A 25,032-nucleotide genomic window follows, 5' to 3' on the forward strand; every position below is an offset into this window, starting at 1 on the left:
GTTAATAAAATCCCCCTCAATGCGGGATTTTAGGACTCGTCAGGTTCTTGACCTTTGTTTAAAAATCATTTTGAAATTTAAACACTGATCAACAAACCGATGAAATTACTACTTCTACGTGTAATTCTACTGGTCCTTCTCAGTTACCAGTATGGGTTAGCTCAATCCAAAACCGTTTCCGGAACGGTGCGAAGTTCCTCCGATAATTTGCCGATGCCCGGCGTTACCATCGGGATCAAAGGAACCACCCAAGGTGCCACCACCGACGGCAGCGGGGCTTTCCGGATCACCAATGTTCCCGACAATGCCACCCTGGTTTTTTCGTTCATTGGTTTTAAAACCCAGGAACTCCCGGTCGGAAACCGCACTACCTTCGACATTGTGTTGCAGGAAAGCGCGGCCATTCTGAACGAGGTCGTCGTGACGGCATCGGCCATCGAGCGGGAGAAGAAAACGCTGGGATACGCGGTCACGAACGTGAAAGGCGAGGATCTGGTCCGGGCCAACGAGTCGAACATGCTGCGGTCGTTGCAGGGCCGGGTGCCGGGCGTTCAGATTTCGAGCGCGTCGGGCGCGGCAGGCGGGGCCACGCGGGTGGTGATTCGCGGAGCACAGTCGTTTAATGGCAACAACCAGCCGCTGTATGTCGTCGATGGAATTATTGTCAGTAACAACAACACGACCACGCAGATTATCAACGGAAACGGGACCAATTCGGCCGCCGGAACCGGTGGCGATTTGAACAACGGCGTAGACATTACCAACCGTGCGGCCGACATCGATCCGAATAACATTGAGTCGGTTTCCATCCTGAAAGGACCGGCTGCGGCTGCTCTTTACGGTTCGCAGGCAGCCTCGGGCGTGATCATCATTACGACCAAAAACCGGAGTAAAAACGTCACGGATAAGCCGCAGATCAGCCTGAATAGCTCAGTTTCCTTCGAAAATCCGCTGCGTTTACCGCAATTCCAAAACACCTTTGCGGGTGGGTTTGACGGTATTTACGATCTGAACGACGGTGGAAACGTAAGCTGGGGGCCCAAAATTCGGGGGCAGAAAGTGGCCGACTGGCACACCTACGGATTGTATACGCTCGGCCAACTGGATCATCCGGATTCGGTGGCCCTGGTGGCCCGGCCCAACAACGTTCGTAATTTTTTCCAGACCGGTGTTACGCTCAATAACTCGTTTTCGGTGCGGAACAACAATGGGACGTCCAACTACGTCCTGACGGTTTCGGATGTCAACACCAAGTCGATGATTCCCAGTACGACGTACCGGCGGACGGCGGTGAATGTTGGCGCGGGAACCCGGTTTTTCAACAATAAAGTTTCGACCAACCTCTCGGCGACCTTCACCCGTTCCGGGGGAGATCGCGGGGTGCAGGGGCAGGGCCGGTCGAACATCCTGCAAACGATTTACAACACGCCCCGCGATATTGAGATCACCGATCAGAAAGATATCAACGATCCGCGTTACAACCTGGACGGTTATTACCTGGCCGGTTTTCGGAACAATCCTTACTGGTTGCTGGAAAATAACCTCCTGAAAGACAACGTGAACCGGTTTTTCGGAAACGCGCAGGTGAGTTACGATCCGGTGCCGTGGCTGAACCTGACGTACCGGATTGGCACGGATATGTACTCGGATCTGCGGACGCAGAAGTTTGCGCTGGGAACGATCAACACCGTCAGTGGGCGTTACGTCGAAGACAACACCAACTTCCAGAGTCTGCTTTCCGACTTTATCGTGACGCTGAACCGCGATCTGAATTCGGACATGAACCTGAAGGTCATTCTGGGCCACAACCTGCAGGATTACAATTCGTCACGGGGCGTTTACGACGGCCAGCCGCTGATTGTTCCCGGTTTTTACGACCTGAGCAACGCCAGCGCCATTGTAACCACTCGCGTGGATCAGCACACCCGGTTATACGGGATTTATGGCGATGCGCAGTTGTCGTATAAGGATTACCTGTTTCTGGATGTTACCGGCCGGAATGATTATTCCTCAACGCTGCCGAAGAAAAACCGCTCGTTCTTTTACCCCGGCGCCAGCGTCAGTTTCATTCCGACCTCCGCGTTTCTTAACCTTAGAGGATCAGTGCTGAGTTACACCAAACTCCGGGCGAATATTGCGCAGGTGGGTAAAGTGGCCAATGCCTATCAGATCAACCCGGTTTTCACGCGGACGTCGATCACGGACGGTTTTCAGGCGCTCTACCAGTTCCCGCTGAACGGCATTGCGGGCTTTTCGGTCGGCAACATTCGTGGCAATCCGGATCTGCGATCGGAGCTGACGACCTCCTGGGAAATTGGCGCGGAAGCGCAGTTTTTCAACAACCGCTTGGGGCTGGATTTTACGTATTACAACTCGAAAAGTGCGCAGCAAATCGTCAACGTGCCCATTTCCAGCACTTCCGGTTTTCTGGCCCAAACCCTGAACGCGGGTGCCATGACCAACAAAGGACTCGAAATTTTGCTGACCGGCACGCCGGTAAAAGCCAGCTCCGGTTTTCGCTGGGACGTTTCGCTGAACTTTACAAGAAACCGCAATAAGGTTACCGAATTGTACAATCCACTGGCACCCGTCGGGCTGGGCGGTTTGTCAACGCCGGGTCTGCAGGCCCGCCTGGGGGAACCGTACGGAACGTTTTTCGGTAGTAAAATGCTCCGCGATCCGGAAGGTCGCATTGTGGTAAACCCGACGACAGGCCGCCCGCTTGCCGACCCGGTTTTGCAGGTTCTGGGAAACATTCAACCCGATTTTTCGGCCGGTTTGAGCAATACGGTTTCGTTCAAAGGATTGACTTTCAATGTTTTGTTCGATACACGGCAGGGCGGTAAATTCTTCTCGCAAACCGCCAATCTGGGCCGTTTCGGCGGTTTCCTGAAAGAAACCACTTTCAACGATCGCGAACCGTTTGTCTACCCGAACTCCGTTACCCAGAATCAGGACGGGACGTTTACGCCCAATACAACGATCAAAACGAGTGGCGGTTTTGAGTACTGGTCGACGCTTTCCAACTTCGGCGAAAACACGCTGTTCGACGCTTCTTTCGTGAAACTGCGGGAAATGAGCCTGAGTTACGCGCTGCCCAAATCCCTCATTGGCAAAACGCCGTTCTCGACCATTCAGGTGTCGCTGATTGGCCGGAATCTGATGTTGTGGACCCCCAAATCGCAGCCGAACGTCGATCCGGAAGTGAGTTCGTTCGGAACTGGCAACAGCCAGGGCTACGAATACCTGGCGTATCCATCGGCCCGGAGCTACGGTGCCAGCTTGAAAATTGTGTTATAACCGACCAAGATTTCACCAAAAATATGAAACGAATATTTCGGAAAGCCGTGTTTCTGAGCCTGTTTATAGGTCTGAACACCGCCTGTAAAAATGATTACCTGGACATCAATACCGACCCCAACAACCCTTCCGTTGCGGATATCAACCTTTCGTTACCGGCGGGACAGGCGCAGGTTGCCTTCATTGTGGGCGGTCAGCTCAACATCGTGGGAAGCGTGCTGGCGCAATACTGGACCACCCCCAAAGGCGGCAACCAGTACCGTGCCTGGGATCAGTACAACATCACGTCTTCCACGCTCGACGGCCAGGGCGGCCAGTTTGCCACAATGTATTCCGGCGCATTGGAAGATTTTCAATACGTTATCAATCAGGGCAGTACGCAGAACGAATGGCGGATGGTCGGCATTTCGAAAATCATGAAAGCCTACGCCTTTGAGGTTTTGACGGATTTATACGGCGATATTCCGTTTTCGGAAGCCCTCGACGCCGACAAGACGATTACGCCCAAGTACGACGCGCAAAAAGATGTTTATGCGGGCTTACAGACGCTGCTGGATGATGCGAAAGCCGATATTGCCAAAAAACAGGGGCGGTTTCCGGGAACGTCGGACATGATTTATCAGGCAGGAACTGAAGCCGCGATGGACCGCTGGGTTCGTCTGGCCAACACGCTGAAGCTCAAGTTGTACATGCGGCTGAGCCAGGTCGATCCGGCGGGAGCCAAGGCCGGAATTCAGGCGCTTTACACCAGCAGCGGCACGGCTTTCATGCGGACCGGAGAGAGTTTCCAGTTTGCAAACGGAACGGCCACCAATACCGAAAATCCGCTCTGGCAGGCTAATTTTCGCTTGTCAAATAACCTGACGGCCAGCACGACAATCGGGAATTTAATGGTTCCGAATGCCGATCCACGGCTACCGGTTTTCTTCCTGGATGCGGATTTGCGGACACCCGAAATCGATTACGTGTTCACGCCTAACGGCACCACATCGACCAACACCGCTCAATATTCTTCCTATCCGGGCAAGTACTTTATCGGACAGCGGTTTTTGAACGGAACCATAAACGGGACGTCGGCTGCCAGTGGGATTACGGCCGCCGATGACAATGCTGCCAAATCACGTCCGGTGGTATTACTGTCGTACGAGGAGAGTCTGTTCCTGCGCGCGGAAGCCGTTGCCCGGGGCTGGGCCGGAACCACCGCCGACGACGCGGCCAAATTGTATAACGAAGCCATTACGGCATCCATGACGCGTTTTGGCGTCCAGCCGGGCGATTACCTGACCAAACCGGGTGTCGATTACACCAAGCAAACCGATAAAATCAAGGCGATTATCACGCAGAAATACCTCGCGATGTACGGTCTGAATGGGGTAGAAGCCTGGTCGGAGCAACGCCGGACCGGTTTTCCGGCACCCACGATTCCGGTGGTTAACCTGACCGGCAACAAGCTGATCAAACGGCTGCCGTACGTCGATTCCGAGTTACAAAGGAATCCGAGCATTGCGACGACCGGCATTGCCCCCGGCGACGTTCTAACCCCCGTTTGGTGGGATGTCGACTAGCGCCATAGTTCATTTCTAACAACAGGGAAACAGTAATTCCGGGATCAAAAACCAGCCAAATCGGCTGGTTTTTCCTTTATCAAGCCATTCGACCATTCATCATCTAAAGGATTCCATTCGGCAATATCACCTCATTTGGGGTAGAGCGACCGAGTGCCAGCCTGGTACTTTTAGGTCATTAAAGAATTGCCAACAACGAATCAGTGGTCACTCAAAAACAACAAATACGATGAATCGTACCCTAAAAATGGCTGCACTTGTTCTGATGATGAGTGCCCCGGCAATGGCCGGAATTTCGTCCACAGGTCCGATACCGGGCGATGAAAAAGAGAATACGTATTCTGCCTCGCCCAACGTCACGCGAACCAAGGCAATGGGGGTAGCCATTTACCGGTCGATCAACACTTCCAAGATGAATCTGATGATCGAAAACTACATCGAAGTGCCGATCCAGGTAACCTTGCTGAACGAAAATAACGAAGTACTGCACGCCGAAAAAGTGGGCAAGCGCCTGAAAAAATACTGGCGGAAATTTGATATGGAAACGATGAGCGACGGTTTGTATACCTTCGAAATCAGTGACGGGTTCACGAAAGTGACGAAATCGTTCCGGCTGGAAACCCAAAAAGTAGAAGTGAAGGAACCGACGCGGTTTGTGTCCCTGCTGAATTAACGACCGGTTTTCGCTGAATCAATCCCCCGCCAACGAAGGCAATGCGAGTGAGAGAAGGCCGCTCTGTCACTTTCTGCTTCGTTGCGGGGATTTTTTTATGGAAAAACCGACATACTGACGGTATAATCAGTGATTGATCAGGTATTCTTTCCGGTCGGACACGGACAGCGGTGAAACCAGTGTACCCCGGTTGAGTTCTTCTACCAAATTGCGGTAAACCTGCGGGCCATCAGCCGCGGTAGTTAGGATGAGCGAATTATCTTTTGCGATCTGCAATTTTGGTTCAGCCGAACCCGCCAGCGAATAAACCGCCTGATCACTCCGTTTGTAATCCCAGACCTTGATGGCGAAATCAATGCCTCCGCTGACGACATATCGGCCATCCGCCGAAAAGATGACGACGGACACCGCGCCTTTGTGTCCTTTTAGCAAGCGAGCGGTTTTGTCCGTCGTAAGGTCCCAGATCCGGATGATTTTGTCGGCACCTCCGGTGACGGCATAGCGTCCATCTTCCGAGAAATCCAGACCAAAAACCGTCCGTTCGTGGCCTTTCAGAAGGTGCGTAACTTTGCCAGACTTCCGGTTTTTAAGCACAATTACCTCATTTTCTTCCCCGTCTCGTAGATCCAGATACGTTCGGCTGGTTGTGTCTGGAAGTGGAAAAAGAGTCTGTTGCTGAACGGTTGACAGTTTCACGGTTCTTTCCTGATTCCAGTTCCAGATCTTGATGGTGCGATCGCAACTCCCGCTTACAATCTGGTCGCCCTTGACGGAAAAACCGACGTAGACAATCGCTTTCTGGTGCCCCCGTAACTCATGCAGCACTTTTCCCTGCTGCCAGTCCCAGACTTTGACCGATCCATTCTGACCACCGCCCACTAGATAGCGTCCGTCCGGGGAGAATTCTGCGCTCAGGACGGCACCCAGATTTCCCGGGAGCGTAGCGACAAGCTGGCGTTGTTTCCAGTTCCAGATCTTAATGGTTTCATCGTCTCCGCCACTGATTAAGTAGCGTTCGTCCGCCGAAACATTCACCCAGCGGACGGTGCCCAGGTGAGAGTCTAGGGAATAAAGGAGTTTTTCCTGCTGCCACTCCCAGACCTTGATCGCTTCGTCGTCGCCAGCGCTGATGACATACTTTCCATCAGCCGAAAAATAAACACTCATGGCGGCCCGGCTTTTTAATTTCACCGGTTCCTGATCCGATTGCCACCGCCAGATCCGGATGATTTTGTCTTCACTGCCGCTGACAATAAAATTGCCGTCGGCCGAAAAATTGACGCTCAAAACCGCCCCTGCGTGGCCATGTAGCGTTTTTACGAGCTGCCGGTTCTGCCAGTCCCAGATTTCGATGGTTCGGTTTGCTCCTCCGCTGACCAGATAACGCCCGTCGGTCGAAAAAGCCACACTCAAAACCGCCCCCGAGCGACCCGTCAGTACCTGAATGACCTTCTTCTGCTCCCAATCCCAGATGCGGATGGTGTTGCCGTAGCTGCCACTGGCCAGAAAATGGCGGTTTTTTGAAAACCGCATGCAACTCAGGTTGCTGCTGTCGCCACTTTCAATTTTCTGTTTATAAAATGAAGCCGGATCGGTAGTGGACAGGATGGAGTAGAGTTGCTGAACCGCTGTTTCGTGCCCGTAATGGGACGTATCGCAGGCAATTTTCAGCAATTGCAGCGCCAGCGTCGGGTCTTTTTCCCTGAGCTGGGAACCAAGAGTCGCCAATCGCGATGCCTCGGCCAACCGGGCCAGGCTATCGGCTTTGTTTCGTTGAATAACCGCATTATCGCGCTCCCGATTGGCATTTATTTTCTCCAGTGTGGCATTTCTATTCGCAATTCTGGCGGCTTGAGTCTGCCTTTCCGCGAACTTTTGTTGATTCAGCGCTTTCCTGGCCTCTTCGTTGGCTTGCTTTCGCAGTTCGTCAATTTTGGTAGAGACGTTGACAATCAGGCTATCCACCATTTGCGGTTTCCCGTTGGGGCATTTTCGGGCGGCCACCCGGGCCGAATAGAGTTTTTTCAACGACAAGACGAAATTCGTATCCCGCTCATTCCGCGCAGCCTGATCCAGTAAGCGTTGCAGCAGCTTGCAGGGCGCTTCCGACTGGCCGTATGCCAGTGCCGGAAATAGGGTTAGGAGCAGCAAAAAACGGGCAAGTTTTCTCATAGGCCCGTACGGTTTTTCTTTTTGTTCAATTTGGTCAGATTTTCTTCAAACTCCCTCACTTTCTGCTGGATAGCCGGGTTTTCTTCGTTCATCTTCAACGCTTCCCGGGCGTTGTCGAGCGCTTCCTGAAAGTCTTCACTGGCGCTGAAGGTTTCGGCGTCGAGCAGCAGCAGTTTGGTTCGCTCTTCCTTAAACTGCGTCAGGCTTTTCTCCGATTTCTGGTATAAAATAAAGCTCCAGATGGACAGGCCAACGGCAATAACGATGACCGAAATAACCGCCATTAGCGACCGGGTCAGGTTTCGGTTGGAGGTTTGTAAGGTTTCGGCGGTTGTCCGGAGGTTTTCCGCCGTGGTTCGTAATGTCTCCGCTTCCCGGCTGTTTTCCTCCCGGCTGGCTTCAATGTAGTGTCGCATCGGATCGTCATCGTCAAGTGACAATTTTTCGCGAAACTGGTCGTAAAGCGCCACCTGCTGTTCATTCAGAAAACCGCCCTTCTTCTCATAGATTTCGAAATTAACCTTAAAGCTCTGGATCAGGTTGTTCAGCAGCCGCTGTTCGGCGGTGCGTTTCTGATCGATGATGCCCGCCAGCGAATCGTGCGCCAGTTCCAGAAACCGGTCGTCGCGCCGAATCAGCCGGGCTTTTTCGAGTTCGAGCAAACATGCACTGACGGTTTCGGTCGGAATACTCTTCAGGTCGATTTTGGGAAGGAGCAGTTCGTTGTCCTGTTGGAAAGCAACCGGCTGCTTAGTGCCCTCCGTGGTTACGAAATAATCGAGAACCTGCATGATTATTTCATCGGGCAATTGCAGGCTGGTTTGGATGGCCGTTTCCTGGTCGTACAAATACCGCTGTAAAACACTGCCGATATCGCCGGTATGGCTAAGTGTTGCCTGCGTGATTCGGACGGGAGGGTGGAGATCAGTACTTTCCAGCTGGCCGTATTGCTGCTCGTACGCTTCGCGCCAGAGTCGATCCATGTAGACCTGTAAATACGCTAACTGGCTGGTAGCCTGTCCTTTGAGCAGGCTGCTGGCAATCGAATCTGTAATGGCCGGGGACTCGCAGGTGATGTTGAACTTGTTAAACGTTTTATCAACCACTTCCCGAACCGTTCGGAAATTCATCGGTTCGACCCGCAGCCGGAAATCGAATAGGGCGGGCACAATTCGCTCATATTCATACAATTGTCCAATGAATTCCTCCCGCATGATGAGAATGATTTTACAGGGAGCATCTCCATCGGCCAGCAGCGCGTGGAGTGACTCGAAAAACTTTTCCTGTTCTTTTTTGGTGGTATCGTCCAGTTCATCCGCTTCAGTTTCGGAGCTTTTGAGCGTAAAGAGTTCTTCAAACTGGTCGAATATCAGGTAAATGGGCCGGAAGTAATACCGGAAAACCGTATTGACCAACGTTGGCAGGTCGTCGGAAGCCGGGGGCGTAAATAACGTCGCCTTTAAGGCGTCTCGCACCGACTGATTGATGTCGTGGCCGCGCCTGATAAAAAACGGATACCAGTCGGGCCCGTCGAACCGCTCGGACAAACCGCATTGCACCAGACTCGTTTTACCCGTTCCCGACAAGCCATAAAACAGCACCAGTGAGGTAGCATGGATGTACTGATAGAGCGTTTTCGTTTCTTTGGTTCGCCCAAAAAACACGTCCTTGTCGGCCAGCGTATAGGCGTCCAGAAACTTAAAGGGACTTTTCATGGCTCGACCGACGTTTGGCGTTCCCGCAATCCGAAATAGGCATCCAACTGCTTTTTCATTTCGAAATACAGCAGGGTTCGCGGTTGGTCTTCTTCCGTTGCCGTGAGCGGATCGACCTCGCACAGGGTTAGTTTCGGCCCGTCGAAGCGCAGCAAATGCTGGTAAATGAGTTCTTCTCCGTTCCGGCGGCTGGACTGCCAGGCAAACAGATTGGATTGTGTGGCTTTTTCCTGAAATGTATTTTCGTCGATCAGAAAGGGCGTTAGATTCAGGTAATCGTTCAGGCTTCCGACCTTCTTCTGGATCAAAACGGAGGTATTATCCAGAAAAAATGCCGAGGTCGTATTCCGCAGAATCGGATCGAGGTACGTCTCCCAATACTGGTAAATCCGGTGGGCGTAGCGTGGTTCGGTGGCAACCCGGTTTTTGATGATGGAAATATTTTTAACGGAAATGAGTTTGTACAGCGCCAGAAACGCCACATTTTTCAGGAGTTCGGTCAGGTGCTTTTCGGCCAGTTGACAACCTCCGCTTGCTTCGGCTTCCGACATGCGTTCAATGCCGGATTGCAGCCCTTCGAAATACACCCCGGTTTTGAAAATCTGCGCCAGGAGATCGGCGTTGTTCACCAGTTCGGTCACGAAAACCTTGCCGCCGTTCTGCCGTAGGGCGTCTGCCAGTTTGCTCACCAACTCGTGTTTGGGTAAGCGGCCCGTCGCGTAGATCTCGCTCAGCAACCGAAAGGGAGCCTGATTGGCGGGGGCGCTGGCGAGGCAGTTCCACCACTCGGCCTGAATAACGGCCGACAGAATTTCGAGAACCGTCTGATACGTGCGGAGCAACTGCCAGAGCCGGTCTTTGCCCACCTGGTTGTAAAACTTCATTTCGTCACCGTCGTTCCGGCCGCGAATGGCGCGTAGTTTCCGAAGCTGAACGCTAATGGGGTGGGGGAAGCTCTTCAGCAGATCATCGTCGTAAGGCGAAAAATCGTTGATCATCATCTGCTCATTCTCCCAGGTCTCCTGAATGCGGGGATTGTATTTTTTCAGCGAAATGATCAGGCTTCGGAAAAGGTCGCTGTTGGGCTTGTAATTGGCGGTTGCCTGGGGCGCCAGGGCGTTGCTGAGCGTCCATTGAAGTCGGTGATCGCTGTCTTCGCCAACGGCCGGGTAAATTCCCCAGACGCTCTCCTCCGAATCGTCCTGATTGGCAGCACCTCTCAGCTCGCATTTATCTACTTCGATGGTACCGGCGGTTATCTGCGTTTGAGAGACTCCGAAGGCGGTTTCAAAGGCCCGTTCCAGCGTGCTGTTGTACAACAAGAGCTGGCGAAAAAACGTAATGCCAAAATCCTTGGCGGGTTTGTCGCCAACGCTTGCCGAGGTGGCCACGACAACCGGAGCCGGGCGGTTTTGGGTTTCAAAAGCTGCCTGGATCAGCCGAACCTGACCGATTGTCGAGCAGCCGTTCAGAACAATCAATTTCAGGTTGGGGCACTGACTAAGCAAATTCGATAAACCTCTGGAGTGCGTGGCTTCTGCTTCGGTTACGAGCCGGTCGCCAGCCGCGTGACCGCTGTACGAAAAAATGAGCAGATTCTCGCGGTCTTCCGGCGTTGTCAGGATTTCGGCCAGCCGCTCCCGGGCCGCGAACGACTCCCGGATAATCCGGAACGGCTGGATGGCCGAGCGGCTCTGGAGGTATTGGTGTACTTCATCATCCTCTTCGCGCAGGCTGGGAAGCGGATCCTTGGCATTGTTGGCGTAAGCGATTATGACCAGCGGCAGTCCCATCGGCTGACATGTAAAGGTTTATGGTTTGGCTTTACTGGCGTTTTCGACAAAATAAGCGGTTTCCGCTCCCCCGACATTTCGCGCGTCTAATCGCAGGGTCGTTGGAACGGACGTCAGTTCAACCAGCCGATGAAAGTAATACCCGTTCGGGCAGCTTTCGTGTTTGGTTAAGAAGTCGTTCTGCTCCAGTGGTTGTTCTTCACCATTGATGAAAAATCGGATGGATTCAGTGGAATTTAGGTTGGTAATGCAGGCAAATGTCTGAACGGTGGTAAAATTCCGGGTGGCGGTTTTCCATTGGATATTGGGCGCTGGCGGCAGCAACGCGAAGGTATTCAGCGCCACCTTCTCGCCTTTAAAAACCAGGGTTGTGTCTTTCGCCCGGCTGGTTACCTGTGCCCAACTGGTTAGTGGTAAGGCGAATAGCAGAAAAAGTTTGATTCTTTTCATGCCGGTTTTCAATTAAAATGAATAAGCGAGTCCCGTTGAGGTTGCCGTTCCGATGAAGGTAAACCGATTGTGTTTCGCCTTTTCCCGCTGAACCCAGGAGTAGGCTAAATTGCCCAGCAGAACCGCGACCGACACGCCCAGTAACGGGTAAATTCGGCTCTGTCGCAACCGGAGATTATCGCGCTCCGTGTCGAATGTCAGTTTCTCCTTTTCGTTGCCCGGCAGCGACGCATCGTTGTATTTTTTGATGTCTTTCATAAGCGACACGCTTTTTACGATGGCAAAAGCCGCCAAACCGGTCCCGATGGTCCACCGGCCGAGGTTGATGACCTGCTTTTTCCCCAATACCAGTCCCTGACGTGCCTTGTAAAGTGATTTGATTTTTAAAACCACCTCCACATCGTCGTTAAATTTCTGGCGGTCGGCGATGGCATCCCAGAAAATGGTTTTGTCCGGTCCGGGGGTGAGATGGGTACCTGCATCACCCAATACGGAACGGGGGCGCACGGTTTGGCCATTGCTCAGCTTCAGTTCCAGATAAAGCGAATCGCTGGGTTCAATATTCACCAGATTATACTGAAAAACGATCTGCTTCCGAACGGTGTCCGCCAGCGCACGGATGTTCCAAACGTTAGCGTATTGGGATTGGCCGAACGAGGAAAATGCCAGCAATAGGAAAAAGAGAACGACGATTTTCCGGACTCTGCTTATTGTCTTTCGATTTCCCATAAACCGGTTAGGTAAAGCCTTGTTTCTCATAATTTAATTACCTGAGAAGAAAGCTTATAACCCTCATTTTCCGACCAGCCATAAATGTCGAATGTCCAGATTTCGTAATCGCTCACCACCAATACCAACTCTTTTGTGCCAGAATAACCGTGTGAAATATATCGGGAATTGCCCCTGGGAAACCAGGCAGTATAAACCGTCGACATGTTGGTTTTGATCTTAGCACTTTCCACTTTTTCCACATTCAACGCTAAAAACCCCTGACCTTTATTGAGAAAAATATCGGTCCAGCTAGAACTGCTTAATTGAAACGGAATGGTTTGTTGATCCGTTTGGTAATACAAATCACCCGATGTCATGTCGGGATTAATCCGGCTCACTGTATTACTGGTAATTTTATACGCTTTAAAGGTGTTGGAATACTCCGGTCCGCCTGTGATAAGGGTGTTGTTGGTCCACAGATAAAACTTGGAAGGATCGATTTTATCCTGCAGGGTTAATTTTGTAACCGTAGGCTTTGCGAACGGAATTCGGGAACAGTTTATCAGATTTGAATCCGCCCTCGAAACAACATATAAATTCTTGTCATCCGTAAAAGTGGTCATTACTTCCACATTTCGATCACGAAGGACGGCAATCGATTGGCAGTCGATTAGCGAAAAATTTTTGTCGAGTGTGAGCAGCGAAAGGGAATATTTATAGCGGTTTACGTCAGGAACATCTGCTTTCAGGTTAACCAGAACGTGATACCGCTCATTAACGACATAAACTTTGTAAACTTCCGTTGCATAAAGCGGAAAGGAAACGATGGGTTTATTGGGGTTGGCCGGATCTCTGTAATCGAGACCGTAGCAGGTCTCATTTTTAATGGTACCGACTTTTGTCCACTGCCTGCTGACGGGATCGAACTGATAATTATTGATAAAGGCATCTTCAATTTTCAGGCAATTAATTAACCCGTGATTTTCATAAATTCTTACTTTATTTCGAATCAGACTTCCCGGCAGAACGGACTGAAAAACCCAGGGGCTAATCTGCACTTTAATGTGTCCTTTGGCAGTTATAATTCGTTTCGCTCCGTTTTCCGTACGGTAGCCATACGGGACCAGATAAATGAACTGGCCTTTGTTTAAATCGAACTTGATGTTGGTGGACGTGAACGTTTGCTCTCCTACTTTTTGCGCGGTATACGACAGCAGCGGATTGATCGCAATTTGTTGTTTAATATAGGTTATGCTTTCCAGGCTATCGTAAAAAAGCATTACGCCGTATGATAAGGCAGGATCGAGTACGGGAAATGTAATGGCACAGCTGGAGCGATCTTTGGTGCTGGTTGAGATAACTTTTACTGAATCATTCAGGACAATAGGCGAATAAATGTCCTTTGGTTTCACTTCAAACCACTGCGAACAGCCCCAAACGGTCAGTAAAAACGACAGTACTACGAAGCCTGATTCCCTGAATGGTTTCATTGCTTTCCGTATCTCTAAAATTTCTGGACAATTCTCCCTGAACAATATAAACTGAACCTGAATAAAGATAAGTATATTTAAGTATTTTTAACATAAAATACCATTTTTTTGAAATATATTTTCCCAGTATGATCTTGAGTAAATTAAGCAATCCAGTCATTCAAACAAACTTTGTTTAAATGACTGGATTTTAGGCTTAAAACGCAGTTTTGAAAGGAGCTTCAAATGATGATAAATGATACTATTTTCAGTAACGGATTACCAGTACATTACTCTAAGGTTAATATTTAATGCAGGTGCTGGCAGTTGATATATAGCGACTTCAATTCATCTATTTTAAAACGCCAAGAAATCCGCAAGGGATTTATTCCGTCGGTTCCAGACTAACCAGATCAATCACGATTTTCCATTGTCCCTGGCTGTCTTTTTTCCAGACCCGAAGGTAATTTCCCATTTGTTTAACGGCTTTTCCGGCCACGGTTGCCATTGCCTGTGAGTTTCCGTAAACGTACCCCAAATCCCCCGATTCGGCCACAGCAGCGTTCAAGGGTAAAAAACCGAGCGTAACGGGTTGCTTCAGCAAGGAGTCGATGGCCGCTCGTTCGAGATACGGTTGCTGATTCATCCGGTATAGCCGGGCTTGCGGGGCAAGAAACTGCTTATAGGTTGCAGCAGCCCCGGTTTTCTCCAGCGTTTTAATAAACTGATTGTCAAAAGCCAGCAATTCCTCCCGGTTTTTCAAAGAGTCCGGACTCGTCACACTCCGGATTCCGGTAGCTGCCCGAATCATATTGACGGGTGGACTAGGCGGTGCCGGATGCATAATGCCAATGTCGAGCGCGACCCGCCAGTTGTTGTTGGATATTTTTTTCCAAATGGTAACAAAATGACCAAAAGCGCTGGGTTTGTCCGACAGCGATTTCGGGCGGGATTCCCAGGGGCCGGTTGTGTAGCCGAGGTCGCCGGATGCCGAGACATCGGCCGCGACGGGCTGCCAGGTTAGTTTTCCGGGATTTTCGGGACCGGTTTCGAACATCTCCCGGCCGTTGGTTACTTTCCCCTTTGTAAATAAAACCCCGTCCGGCGCCAGGTATTGCAGAAAGGCGGTTTTGGTCGTGCTGTCTTGGGATAGCTGGGCGAATTTCTTTTCGGTATTCACCAGCGTCAACAGCGGGCTTTGCGCGACCGCTGAACCGGCGATCGCCAACAGCAAAAGAACATAGAAGACGTTTTTCATACTACATAAACGAACTCATGCTCGATTCGTTTGCCAATTCTTTGGCGTGTTCTTTGCCGAGGTAGTTATCGATCAGAAAATGAGCGACATACAATATGGGAGTGAGGGCGACGGCGATAAAAAATTTGTAAATGTAATTGACAATCGCAACGGCAATTACCTGCTTGAATGACCAGTTCCCAAAAATGTAAAACGCAATGGTGAGAACGACGAAACTGTCGATGAGCTGTGAAACAAGCGTCGATCCGGTGGCCCGCAGCCAGATCTTACGGCTGCCCGTTATCTTCTTCAGCGATTGAAAAACCGTCGCATCCAGCAATTGCCCCACCATAAAGGCCGTAATTGAACCAATGATAATGCCCAGACCCTGCCGGAAAATCATGGCAAAAGCGTTGTTAATGTTCACCGGATTGCCCACCGCATCGGTTTTGTTTACATCGAGCCAGAACTGCGCCGGGGGCAGCGTGGTAACAAAGTAAATGATCAGAAAACTATACGCGATAAATCCGGCCGTAATGTAGGAAATCTGCTTAACGCCTTTGACGCCGTAATACTCGTTGATGATATCGGAAGTAATGAATACAAAGGGCCAGATGACCACCCCCGCCGTCAGGTTAAAATCCAGCACAAAATCGCCCAGCAAATGCAATTGCGCCGGAGCAATCCCCAGAAACGTTTCCGCCGAAAAAATTTTGACACCAATGATTTCGGCCACAATCGCATTGGTCAAAAAAACGGCACTTAAAAACAGGTATAAATTGGTTTTTTTGCTGGTAAAAGAGGCCATAGGGGAGGTAAGAATGATGAGTTATGAATGATGAATTAATCGGGGTTGAACGCTCTGACAAGATATAACTCATAATTCATAACTCTTAATTCTTAATTCACTTTCTGCGGCTTTCCAGGAACGTTTCGATTCGGTCGATGGCGGGATTGAGGTCGTCGACGCTGGGGAGACAGACGATGCGGAAGTGATCGTCGTGGACGTAGTTGAAACCGGTTCCGGCCACCACCAGCACTTTCTGTTCGTCCAGCAGATCATACACAAAATCGTCGTCGCTGGCAATGTTGAACTGCGACAGGTCTATTTTCGGAAAGATATACAGCGAACCTTTCGGTTTGACGCAGCTCAGGCCCGGAATGGCCGTAATCCGGTCATACGCCAGTTGAATCTGCCGGTACAGCCGACCCGTTGGAAGGATCAGATCGTTGATGCTCTGGTAACCGCCCAAAGCGGTCTGGATCGCGTACTGGGTTGGCACATTGGCGCATAACCGCATGCTGGCCAGTAGCGTTAGCCCTTCAATGTAAGACTTTGCCCGGTGTTTGGCCCCACTCAGAATGAGCCAGCCACCCCGAAAGCCAGCCGCGCGGTAATTCTTCGACAAACCGCCCATCGAGATGCAGAGCGTATCTTCCACCATCGTCGCCATTGGGTAATGCACCGCGCCGTCGTACAGGATTTTGTCGTAAATCTCGTCGGCAAACAGAATCAACTGATGCTTTTCGGCCATCCGGGCGATGCCCTGCAAAATATGTTTATCGTAAACCGCACCCGTCGGATTGTTCGGATTGATGACCACAATGGCCCTGGTGCGCTTCGTAATCTTGCTCTCCATATCTTCCAGATTTGGATTCCAGTCGGTCTGCTCGTCGCAGAGGTAATGAACCGGTTTTCCGCCCGAAAGCGCCACCGAAGTCGTCCAGAGCGGATAATCCGGCGACGGAACCAGCACCTCGTCTCCCTCGTTAATCAGGGCCTGCATTGTCAGCAGAATCAGTTCACTGACGCCGTTGCCGATGAACACGTCGTTAATGGCGACGTCCTTAATGCCCAGATTCTGCGTATAGTGCATCACGGCTTTCCGGGCCGCAAACAGGCCGCGCGAGTCGGAATAGCCCTGCGCATTTCGGATGTTCAGAATGATGTCGTGGACAATTTCGTCGGGCGCGTCGAAGCCAAACGGAGCCGGATTACCGATATTCAGTTTGATTATCGTGTAGCCCTGACTTTCGAGGTCGAGGGCTTTTTCGTAAACCGGTCCGCGAATTTCGTAACGCAAATCATTGAGCCGGTTGGATTTTAAAAAATTCATAGGAATAGAAACAAAAGTGCGCAAAGGTATAAAAAAAGAAAAAGCCGCCGGTCGTCAAACCGGCGGCTCTCGTTGATCGTTCTCCGTGGGTCAGACTGTCGCAAACATCGACTTGGCTTTCGCTTCCAGTTGAGTTTCACCCATCAGGAAGAGGTCGGCCGCTCGCGCGGCTTCCCGACCTTCGGAAATGGCCCACACCACCAGCGACTGACCCCGGCGCATATCACCGGCGGCAAACACTTTCGGGTTGGTTGTTGTCTGATAATTAACGGCTTTGACGTTGCCGCGTTCGTATTCGAGTTCGAGCGCGTCGAGCAGCCCTTCCTGTTGCGGATTTAAAAAACCGGCAGCCAGCAAAGCCAGTTCACACGGCACATCGCGCTCTGACCCGGGCACTTCGACCATTTTCATTTTTCCGTCAACGGTTTGCCAGTCCAGATCGACGATACGCAGGGCTTTCAGATTGCCGTTTTCGTCGCCGATAAAGGCTTTCGTGTTGATCGACCACTGCCGTTCGCAGCCTTCTTCGTGCGAGGTAGACGTCCGCAGCATCATCGGCCAGTTCGGCCAGGGCGTGCTTTCGGCGCGGTCTGCCGGGGGCATCGGCATTAATTCGATTTGGGTCACGGATTTGGCACCGTGGCGGTTTGAAGTACCCACGCAGTCGGAACCCGTATCACCACCGCCGATCACGAAGACGTTTTTGCCGGTGGCCAGAATTTCGCCGTTTTCGTATTTCGCTCCCCGGTGGTCAACCTCAACGGGACGTTCGGCTACTCGCTTGTTCTGCTGGCTCAGGAATTCCATTGCAAAGTGCACACCTTTCAGCTCGCGGCCCGGAATGGGCAGGTCGCGTGGAACCGTGGAGCCGCCCGTCAACAAAATGACGTCGAATTCGGCCAGCAATTCCTTGGCTTTGATGTGTTCACCGACATTGACACCGGTTTTGAAGGTAATGCCTTCGGCTTCCATGACGGCCAGCCGACGGTCAATCACCCATTTTTCCAGCTTGAAATCGGGGATGCCGTACCGCAGCAAACCGCCAATCTGGTCGGCGCGTTCAAAAACCGTCACCGTGTGACCGGCTTTGTTCAACTGCGCAGCTGCAGCCAGTCCGGCCGGACCTGAACCCACAATGGCTGCGGTTTTGCCCGTCCGTTTGATGGCTTTTGCCGGTTGAACAATGCCTTTGGCGAAAGCCGCTTCAATGATTGATTTTTCGATGAATTCGATCGCTACGGGCGGTTTATTAATGCCCAGCACGCAGGCAGATTCGCAGGGAGCGGGACAAATCCGGCCCGTAAATTCCGGAAAATTGTTGGTCGACGCCAGAATTTCGTAGGCATATTCCCAGTTCTGTTCGTAAACGGCGTCGTTGAATTCCGGAATAATATTGCCCAGCGGACAACCGTTGTGGCAGAACGGAATCCCGCAGTCCATGCAACGGGCGGCCTGTTTCTGGGTGTCTTCCACGACGAACGGTTGTTCGATCTCCTTATAATCATGAATCCGCTGCTGAACGTCGCGCTTCTTGGGCAGTTCGCGGGTGAATTCTAAAAATCCGGTGGGTTTTCCCATGTAGATTAAAGCGTATACGGTTTTTCAAATACTTCGTCCCAGGTCAGGTCGGTGTTGAGCACCGAAACTCCGGTTTCGATTTCTGCTTCAGCCCGGGCTTCGTTTACCGAAGATTCCCAGATGCTTTGGATAAAAGTTTCGTTGAGCGAAGGCGTATATTCCCTCAAACTCCGAATCTCAAAGCGGGCATTTTTTATGGTCAAAAGCCAACTGCGGGACTGCTTTTCCGGCTGAATTTTCCACTTGAAAATGTGCAGCATCAGCCGAATCAATTGGCTTTGCAAAGCCCGGCGTTCCGAACGGGACATGGTTTCGATTAACTGATTCAGGCCACGCTCGGCTTCTTCCAGATCACCCTCATTCCAGGAGTTTTTGATTTCCTGAGCCGCCAGCAATTCGGAAGTCGAGGCAATTTCTTCCCAGTTTTTCATGGCATTACCTTGATTTTATACAAAGATAACGAAAGAAAACGGGTTGTTTTTAGCCGTGAGCGACGTCGACCACGATGTCCTGGTACACCACATTTTTGTCGCGAATCTGGTCGGAGAGCGAAATGCCGCGACCGGCCAGCGCCTTGCGGAAATCGCCCGGCATTACCTTGACAAATTGCGGGATGAGGTTGTCCCAATCCTGAATCAGTTGCAGCGCCACGTTGCTGGTCGTGTACTGGAAATGTTTGTCGACGAACTCCTTCACGATGGCAATGTCTTCGCTGTCCAGTTTTTCGAGCGAAACCATTTCGCCGTTGACCTTCGACGCAAAATCACCTTCCTGATCCCAGACGTACGCGACTCCGCCCGACATTCCGGCTGCGAAGTTCCGCCCGACGGAGCCCAGAATAATCGCAAGACCGCCCGTCATGTATTCGAGGCCGTGATCGCCGACTCCTTCAACTACCACTTTGGCACCGGAGTTCCGAACACAAAACCGCTCTCCCGCCATGCCGCGAATGTATGCTTCACCGGAGGTCGCCCCGTAGAACGACACGTTTCCGACAATGCTGTTTTCTTCCGGTTTGAACGGCGCCATGCGGTCGGGATACACGATCAGTTGCGCTCCGCAGAGGCCTTTGCCAAAATAATCGTTGGCGTCACCTTCCAGTTCGAGCTTGATGCCGTGGGTGTTGAAAGCCCCGAAACTCTGACCGGCGGTTCCCCGGAATTTAAAGTGAATCGTACCTTCGGGCAATCCCTTGCCTTCGTGGACTTTCGAGATTTCGTTGGACAAAACCGTACCGACGGCCCGGTTCAGGTTGATGATCGGGTATTCGGCATAAACCGATTCGCCGGTTTCGATCGCCGGTTTGGCAACCTTGAGCAGTTCCCAGTCCAGAATGTCGGACATGCCGTGATCCTGATCTTCCTGCTTGTAAAACGCGACGTCCAGGTTGCTGCTGTCTTTGAACAAAACCGCTCCCAGATCGACGTGGTCGTATTTCCAGTGCTTGATGTCTTTCCGCATTTCAAGCATTTGCGACTGCCCGACCATTTCACTGATCGTCCGGAAACCGAGTTCCGCCATGATCTCGCGCAGTTCGGTCGCCAGGAACGTAAACATGTTCACAACGTGCTCCGGTTTTCCGGTGAACAACGCCCGCAGGTCTTTATTCTGGGTGGCAACGCCGACCGGACAGGTGTTCAGGTGACACTTCCGCATCATGATACAACCTACCGTCACCAATGCCGCCGTAGCGACGCCAAATTCTTCGGCACCCAGCAGCGCGGCAATCGCCAGATCGCGGCCCGTCCGGATTTGACCGTCGGTTTGTACCGTCACCCGACCACGCAGTTTGTTGCGAACCAGCGTCTGGTGCGTTTCGGCCAGACCCAGTTCCCAGGGCAAACCGGCGTGGCGAATCGAACTCAGCGGTGAGGCACCGGTTCCGCCGTCGTGACCCGAAATCAGGATGTGGTCGGCGTGGGCTTTGGCAACCCCGGCGGCAATCGTTCCAACTCCGGCTTCCGACACCAGCTTGACGCTGATCCGCGCTGCCCGGTTGGCATTTTTGAGGTCGAAGATCAACTGCGCCAAATCCTCGATCGAATAAATATCGTGGTGGGGTGGGGGCGAAATCAACCCGACGCCCGGCGTCGAATGCCGCGTGCGACCAATCCAGTCGTCGACTTTGTGTCCGGGCAACTGACCACCTTCGCCGGGTTTTGCACCCTGCGCCATTTTGATCTGCAGTTCGCGGGCGTTTGTCAGGTAATGACTGGTGACGCCAAACCGGCCCGAAGCCACCTGCTTGATGCCCGAATTCATGTTGTCGCCGTTGGGCAGCAGCGTGTACCGCAGTTCGTCTTCACCGCCCTCGCCGGAATTGCTTTTGCCGCCGATTCGGTTCATGGCAATCGCCAGGGTCGTGTGGGCTTCCCACGAAATCGAACCGAACGACATGGCACCGGTGGCAAACCGGGTGAAAATGCTTTCAATCGGTTCCACTTCTTCAATCGGAACCGGTGTGCCTTTCCTGAACTTCATCAAACCACGCAGCGTCAGGGCTTTACGGGTCTGATCGTCGATCAGATTGGCGTATTTCTTGTAAATCTGGTAGTCGTTTTTCCGGGTTGCCTGCTGGAGCAGGTGAATCGTATCCGGGTTGAAAATGTGCGCTTCCCCGCGTTGTTTCCACTGGTAGACACCACCCACTTCCAGCCGGGGCGTCAGCACGTTGTTTTCGGGGAACGCCCGGCGGTGACGCACCAGAATCTCGCGACCGATCTGTTCCAGACCCATGCCGCCGATTCGGGAAATCGTACCCGTAAAATAATGGTCAACCACTTCTTTGTTTAGACCGAGGCACTCGAAAATCATGGCACCCTGGTACGATTGAAGCGTTGAAATGCCCATTTTCGAGAAGATCTTGAGCAATTCCTTGTTGACGGCTTTGATGTAATTCTGATGCAGTTTTTCAACCGGATAATCGGACTGAATCAGGCCGTGCTCCTTCATATCCGTAATGGTTTCGAAAGCCATGTACGGATTGATACCCGAAGCACCATAACCGATCAGGGTCGCAAAATGGTGCGTTTCCCAGACATCACCGGCTTCGACCAGAATACCCACTTTTCCGCGCAATCCCTGACGAATCAGGTGATGGTGAATGGCCGAGGTCGCCAGCAGCGACGGAATTGGCGCATGGTCGGAATCAATGGCCCGGTCCGAAAGGATAATGATTTCAAAACCGTCTTCAATGGCATCTTCGGCGTAGCGGCAAATCCGCTCCAGCGCGCGTTCGAGACTGGTTCCATTGTCTGCCCGGAAATACGTATTGATGGTCTTGGCCTGGAAGTGGTTTTTATCCACAAACCGCAGTTTGTCGAACTCTTCGATGGTCAGAACCGGCTGAGTCAACTCAATCTGTCGGCAGTGATCCGGTTTTTCTTCCAGCAGGTTGCCCGTAGCTCCGACAAATGAGATCAGCGACATGATGGCCCGCTCCCGAATCGAGTCGATCGGCGGGTTGGTAACCTGCGCAAACAGCTGCTTGAAGTAGTTGGCGAGGTGTTGACTCTGCTCCGACAGAATGGCCAGGGGCGAATCTGTTCCCATCGATCCCAGCGCTTCCAGACCGGTTTCGGCCATCGGTGCCAGAATCATCCGCAGGTCTTCAGACGTAAAGCCAAAGGCCTGCTGACGCTGCGTAATGTCCTGTTTCCGCATGTGGCTAAACGTGCGGACCGGTTTTGGCAGGTCGGAAATCTTGATTTTATATTCGTCCAGCCACTGCTTGTACGGTTGCCGTGAGCAGATGTCGGATTTCACTTCTTCATCACTGATGATGCGGCCCTGCTGCATATCGACCACGAACATGCGGCCCGGTTGCAAACGGCCTTTTTTGACCACCCGCGCCGGATCGATGTCGTTCACCCCGGCTTCCGACGCCATGATCACCACGTCTTCGTCTGTCACCCAGTAGCGGGAAGGCCGTAAACCGTTGCGGTCGAGGGTCGCGCCAACAATGCGTCCGTCCGTAAACGAAATCGACGCGGGGCCGTCCCAGGGTTCCATAATGGCCGCGTGGTATTCGTAAAAGGCGTGCCGGTCAGGGTCCATGCTTTCGTTGCCGTCCCAGGCCTCCGGCACCAGCATCATCATGGCGTGCGGCAGCGACCGGCCCGACATCACCAGCAATTCGATGGCATTGTCGAGGTTGGCCGAATCCGACTGGTTCAGGTTGCAGATCGGGCGAAGCATCGCTAGTTCTTCCGGCGTGAACAACTTGGATTCGAGCATGGATTCCGCCGTTTTCATCCAGTTGACGTTGCCTTTCACGGTGTTGATTTCACCGTTGTGGGCAATGTACCGGAACGGCTGCGCCAGTTGCCAGGAAGGAAATGTATTGGTCGAAAACCGAGAGTGCACCACGCCCAAAGCCGAAACCAGTTCTTCGCGCTGCAGATCCGGGAAATAATCGCGGAGCTGCTTCGTCGTTAACTGACCCTTATACGTTATGACCCGGCTCGACAGCGAGGAGTAGTAAAAACTATTGTTCAGACCGGTTACGGTTTCGTTGATAATCCGGCTGCTGTAGTTTCGGATGATGTAAAGTTTACGCTCAAATTCGTCGGCGGATAAAATTTCCGGTTTTTTAATAAAAACCTGTTCCATAATCGGCTCCACCGAACGGGAACCGTTGCCCAGATCGGATGAGTCGACGGGAACGACCCGGTAACCGATCAGCTCCAGGTTCAGCTTTTTGATGGTCCGATTGAGAATATCGCGGCATTCCTTGCGCAGACGATCGTCTTTGGGCATGTAAATCATCCCAACGCCGTAATTACCGGCGGACGGCAGCGAAAAGCTTAATTTGCGACACTCATCGACGTAAAGCTCGTGGGGAATCTGAATCAGAATGCCTGCACCATCGCCTGTATTAGGTTCATAACCAACCGCACCCCGGTGATCCATGCGTGTCAGCATCGTCAGGGCGTCCTCCACAATCTGGTGTGATTTCCGACCTTTTACGTGCGCGACAAATCCAATTCCACAGGCGTCATGTTCAAACTCGGACCGGTACAGGCCCTGTTGCGGTGCGTTAGAAGAAGACATCGGCGTAAACTCGTTTGTAGTTTAATATTAAAAAAATGGCAAATCAGATGGTCTGCTGGTGAGTAAATAAAAACTAGCTTTAAGTAACAGACACTACTGTTTTCGTGTTGGAAGTGCAAGTTACATTAAAATATATTTTGCGAAAAGTCCAAAACACGAAATTTCGTTTGCATAGGCAAATTTATAATTATGGTACAAAATTGTCTTGGTTAGTGAATAGAATTTAGTGAAAATAGGCTTCGATTGAAGAAATTTAAATTTATGAATTTGTTAAATTTTAAATCAAATACGACTACTATGGTTTTAGTTGATAATATTGTTACGCCAATTTGGTGAAAAATATATTGAAAATTTGGCTTAGTTTGAATTTTAAGGTCAAATCCTTAAAATTCAGTAATTTTTAGAATAATAAGTTCAGTTTTAGAGTAGTTAATTGATTTTTCATGATAAAATTGAAAATATAGGTTCAATTTTTAACCAAATAAATTGATTTAGGTTCTCGCCAATTTCTAACCGGTTTGTGCCCATTAATTTCTCGCGCATGGCATCGGAAATAGTTACCAAACTCAATCTTTTGTATGCTTCGTCAACCGAGGCTTCTCTTGCCGTTTGCTCAAGAATACACACTTCAGGACTCATTTTTGACGACTCATCAGTAGTATTGTAGCAATACTTCCATCGGCCCTCTACTTTCGTCCCAGTTCGAAAATTCCACACCATGCCGCAAGCTATCTATTTCATCTTTATGCTTTTAATGGTTGCCGGAACTTCGGAAGCGCAACTGGCCGCTTCCGGTTCCAGGCAGCCGTTAACGTACAAAAACCGCCAGATCGTGGTCGGAAAAGGCGGTGGTTTTACGGGGGCAACGACTTCGTATTATTTACTGGAAAACGGTTCCTTATACCGTAAATCCGATGCCGATTCGGTTTTTACTCCGCTCGGTAAAAAATCGCTAACCGCCACCCGGCGTCTTTTCAAGGAGCTGGAAACCGGGTGTCGCATCAAAACCACCCGGTTTTCGAAGCCGGGCAATCTGTACCAGTTTGTCAGCTGGAAAAAGAACCAACAGGAATTTACCGTCAGCTGGGGCGATCCCCGACAGCCGCCACCGCCCCGGTTTGTCAAATTTTACAAGTCGTTTATGGCGCTGATTCCAACTTCAAAAGCGACTCATTAACCAGATCTTACCAACAACAAATA

The 25,032-nt window shown here is 51.3% G+C and carries 17 protein-coding genes; 4 read left to right on the forward strand and 13 right to left on the reverse strand.

All coding sequences use genetic code 11. From position 1 onward, the window contains the following. Nucleotides 1–99: 99 nt before the first annotated feature. The 3 genes from GJJ30_RS28830 (at nucleotide 100) to GJJ30_RS28840 (ending at nucleotide 5,538) form a co-directional block, all read left to right on the forward strand. Nucleotides 100–3,300: a SusC/RagA family TonB-linked outer membrane protein gene (locus tag GJJ30_RS28830; RefSeq protein WP_154178615.1), complete on the forward strand. Its 3,201-nt coding sequence runs from the start codon at nucleotides 100–102 to the stop codon at nucleotides 3,298–3,300. Between the two features lie 23 nt (nucleotides 3,301–3,323). Next, nucleotides 3,324–4,865, forward strand: coding sequence for a SusD/RagB family nutrient-binding outer membrane lipoprotein (locus GJJ30_RS28835; RefSeq protein WP_154178616.1), 1,542 nt, complete (start codon nucleotides 3,324–3,326; stop codon nucleotides 4,863–4,865). A gap of 229 nt (nucleotides 4,866–5,094) precedes the next feature. Then, nucleotides 5,095–5,538: a hypothetical protein gene (locus tag GJJ30_RS28840; RefSeq protein WP_154178617.1), complete on the forward strand. Its 444-nt coding sequence runs from the start codon at nucleotides 5,095–5,097 to the stop codon at nucleotides 5,536–5,538. Nucleotides 5,539–5,664: 126 nt separating this feature from the next. On the opposite strand, the gene GJJ30_RS28845 is transcribed toward GJJ30_RS28840, so the two are convergent. The 13 genes from GJJ30_RS28845 to GJJ30_RS28905 form a co-directional block, all read right to left on the reverse strand. Next, nucleotides 5,665–7,710 (reverse strand): WD40 repeat domain-containing protein, encoded by a 2,046-nt coding sequence (locus GJJ30_RS28845; protein ID WP_154178618.1) that lies wholly within the window; start codon nucleotides 7,708–7,710, stop codon nucleotides 5,665–5,667. Next, a complete protein-coding gene (locus GJJ30_RS28850; RefSeq protein ID WP_154178619.1) occupies nucleotides 7,707–9,425 on the reverse strand; it encodes an ATP-binding protein in 1,719 nt (572 codons plus the stop codon). Before GJJ30_RS28850 ends, GJJ30_RS28845 begins: the two co-directional genes overlap by 4 nt. Continuing rightward, a complete protein-coding gene (locus tag GJJ30_RS28855; protein WP_154178620.1) occupies nucleotides 9,422–11,218 on the reverse strand; it encodes a hypothetical protein in 1,797 nt (598 codons plus the stop codon). Before GJJ30_RS28855 ends, GJJ30_RS28850 begins: the two co-directional genes overlap by 4 nt. Before the next feature lie 18 nt (nucleotides 11,219–11,236). Next, on the reverse strand, nucleotides 11,237–11,668 hold the full coding sequence (locus GJJ30_RS28860) for a hypothetical protein (RefSeq protein ID WP_154178621.1): 432 nt from the start codon (nucleotides 11,666–11,668) through the stop codon (nucleotides 11,237–11,239). A gap of 12 nt (nucleotides 11,669–11,680) precedes the next feature. Beyond that, nucleotides 11,681–12,340, reverse strand: coding sequence for a hypothetical protein (locus GJJ30_RS28865; RefSeq protein WP_154178622.1), 660 nt, complete (start codon nucleotides 12,338–12,340; stop codon nucleotides 11,681–11,683). Between the two features lie 83 nt (nucleotides 12,341–12,423). After that, nucleotides 12,424–13,869 (reverse strand): hypothetical protein, encoded by a 1,446-nt coding sequence (locus GJJ30_RS28870; RefSeq protein ID WP_154178623.1) that lies wholly within the window; start codon nucleotides 13,867–13,869, stop codon nucleotides 12,424–12,426. Between the two features lie 364 nt (nucleotides 13,870–14,233). Then, complete coding sequence (locus GJJ30_RS28875) at nucleotides 14,234–15,106, reverse strand: YybH family protein (protein WP_154178624.1); 873 nt, start codon at nucleotides 15,104–15,106, stop codon at nucleotides 14,234–14,236. A gap of 1 nt (nucleotide 15,107) precedes the next feature. Continuing rightward, a complete protein-coding gene (locus GJJ30_RS28880; RefSeq protein ID WP_154178625.1) occupies nucleotides 15,108–15,893 on the reverse strand; it encodes a queuosine precursor transporter in 786 nt (261 codons plus the stop codon). A gap of 97 nt (nucleotides 15,894–15,990) precedes the next feature. Next, a complete protein-coding gene (locus GJJ30_RS28885) occupies nucleotides 15,991–17,202 on the reverse strand; it encodes a pyridoxal phosphate-dependent aminotransferase (protein ID WP_154178626.1) in 1,212 nt (403 codons plus the stop codon). 90 nt (nucleotides 17,203–17,292) lie between these two features. Next, nucleotides 17,293–18,780, reverse strand: a complete 1,488-nt coding sequence (locus GJJ30_RS28890; RefSeq protein ID WP_154178627.1) for a glutamate synthase subunit beta — start codon at nucleotides 18,778–18,780, stop codon at nucleotides 17,293–17,295. A gap of 5 nt (nucleotides 18,781–18,785) precedes the next feature. Then, nucleotides 18,786–19,211 (reverse strand): DUF29 domain-containing protein, encoded by a 426-nt coding sequence (locus GJJ30_RS28895; RefSeq protein ID WP_154178628.1) that lies wholly within the window; start codon nucleotides 19,209–19,211, stop codon nucleotides 18,786–18,788. A 49-nt stretch (nucleotides 19,212–19,260) separates the two neighbouring features. Further along, complete coding sequence (gene gltB, locus GJJ30_RS28900; RefSeq protein ID WP_154178629.1) at nucleotides 19,261–23,832, reverse strand: glutamate synthase large subunit; 4,572 nt, start codon at nucleotides 23,830–23,832, stop codon at nucleotides 19,261–19,263. 441 nt (nucleotides 23,833–24,273) lie between these two features. Then, nucleotides 24,274–24,471 carry a hypothetical protein gene (locus tag GJJ30_RS28905; RefSeq protein WP_154178630.1) on the reverse strand — a complete coding sequence of 66 codons (198 nt, stop codon included), beginning with the start codon at nucleotides 24,469–24,471 and terminating at the stop codon, nucleotides 24,274–24,276. Between the two features lie 79 nt (nucleotides 24,472–24,550). Here GJJ30_RS28905 and GJJ30_RS28910 point away from each other — a divergent pair, with 79 nt between their 5' ends. Further along, nucleotides 24,551–25,009 carry an FAD-binding oxidoreductase gene (locus GJJ30_RS28910; protein ID WP_154178631.1) on the forward strand — a complete coding sequence of 153 codons (459 nt, stop codon included), beginning with the start codon at nucleotides 24,551–24,553 and terminating at the stop codon, nucleotides 25,007–25,009. Nucleotides 25,010–25,032 lie beyond the last annotated feature (23 nt).

This window comes from Larkinella terrae (genome assembly GCF_009668025.1).
In the GTDB taxonomy this organism is placed as follows: domain Bacteria; phylum Bacteroidota; class Bacteroidia; order Cytophagales; family Spirosomataceae; genus Larkinella; species Larkinella terrae.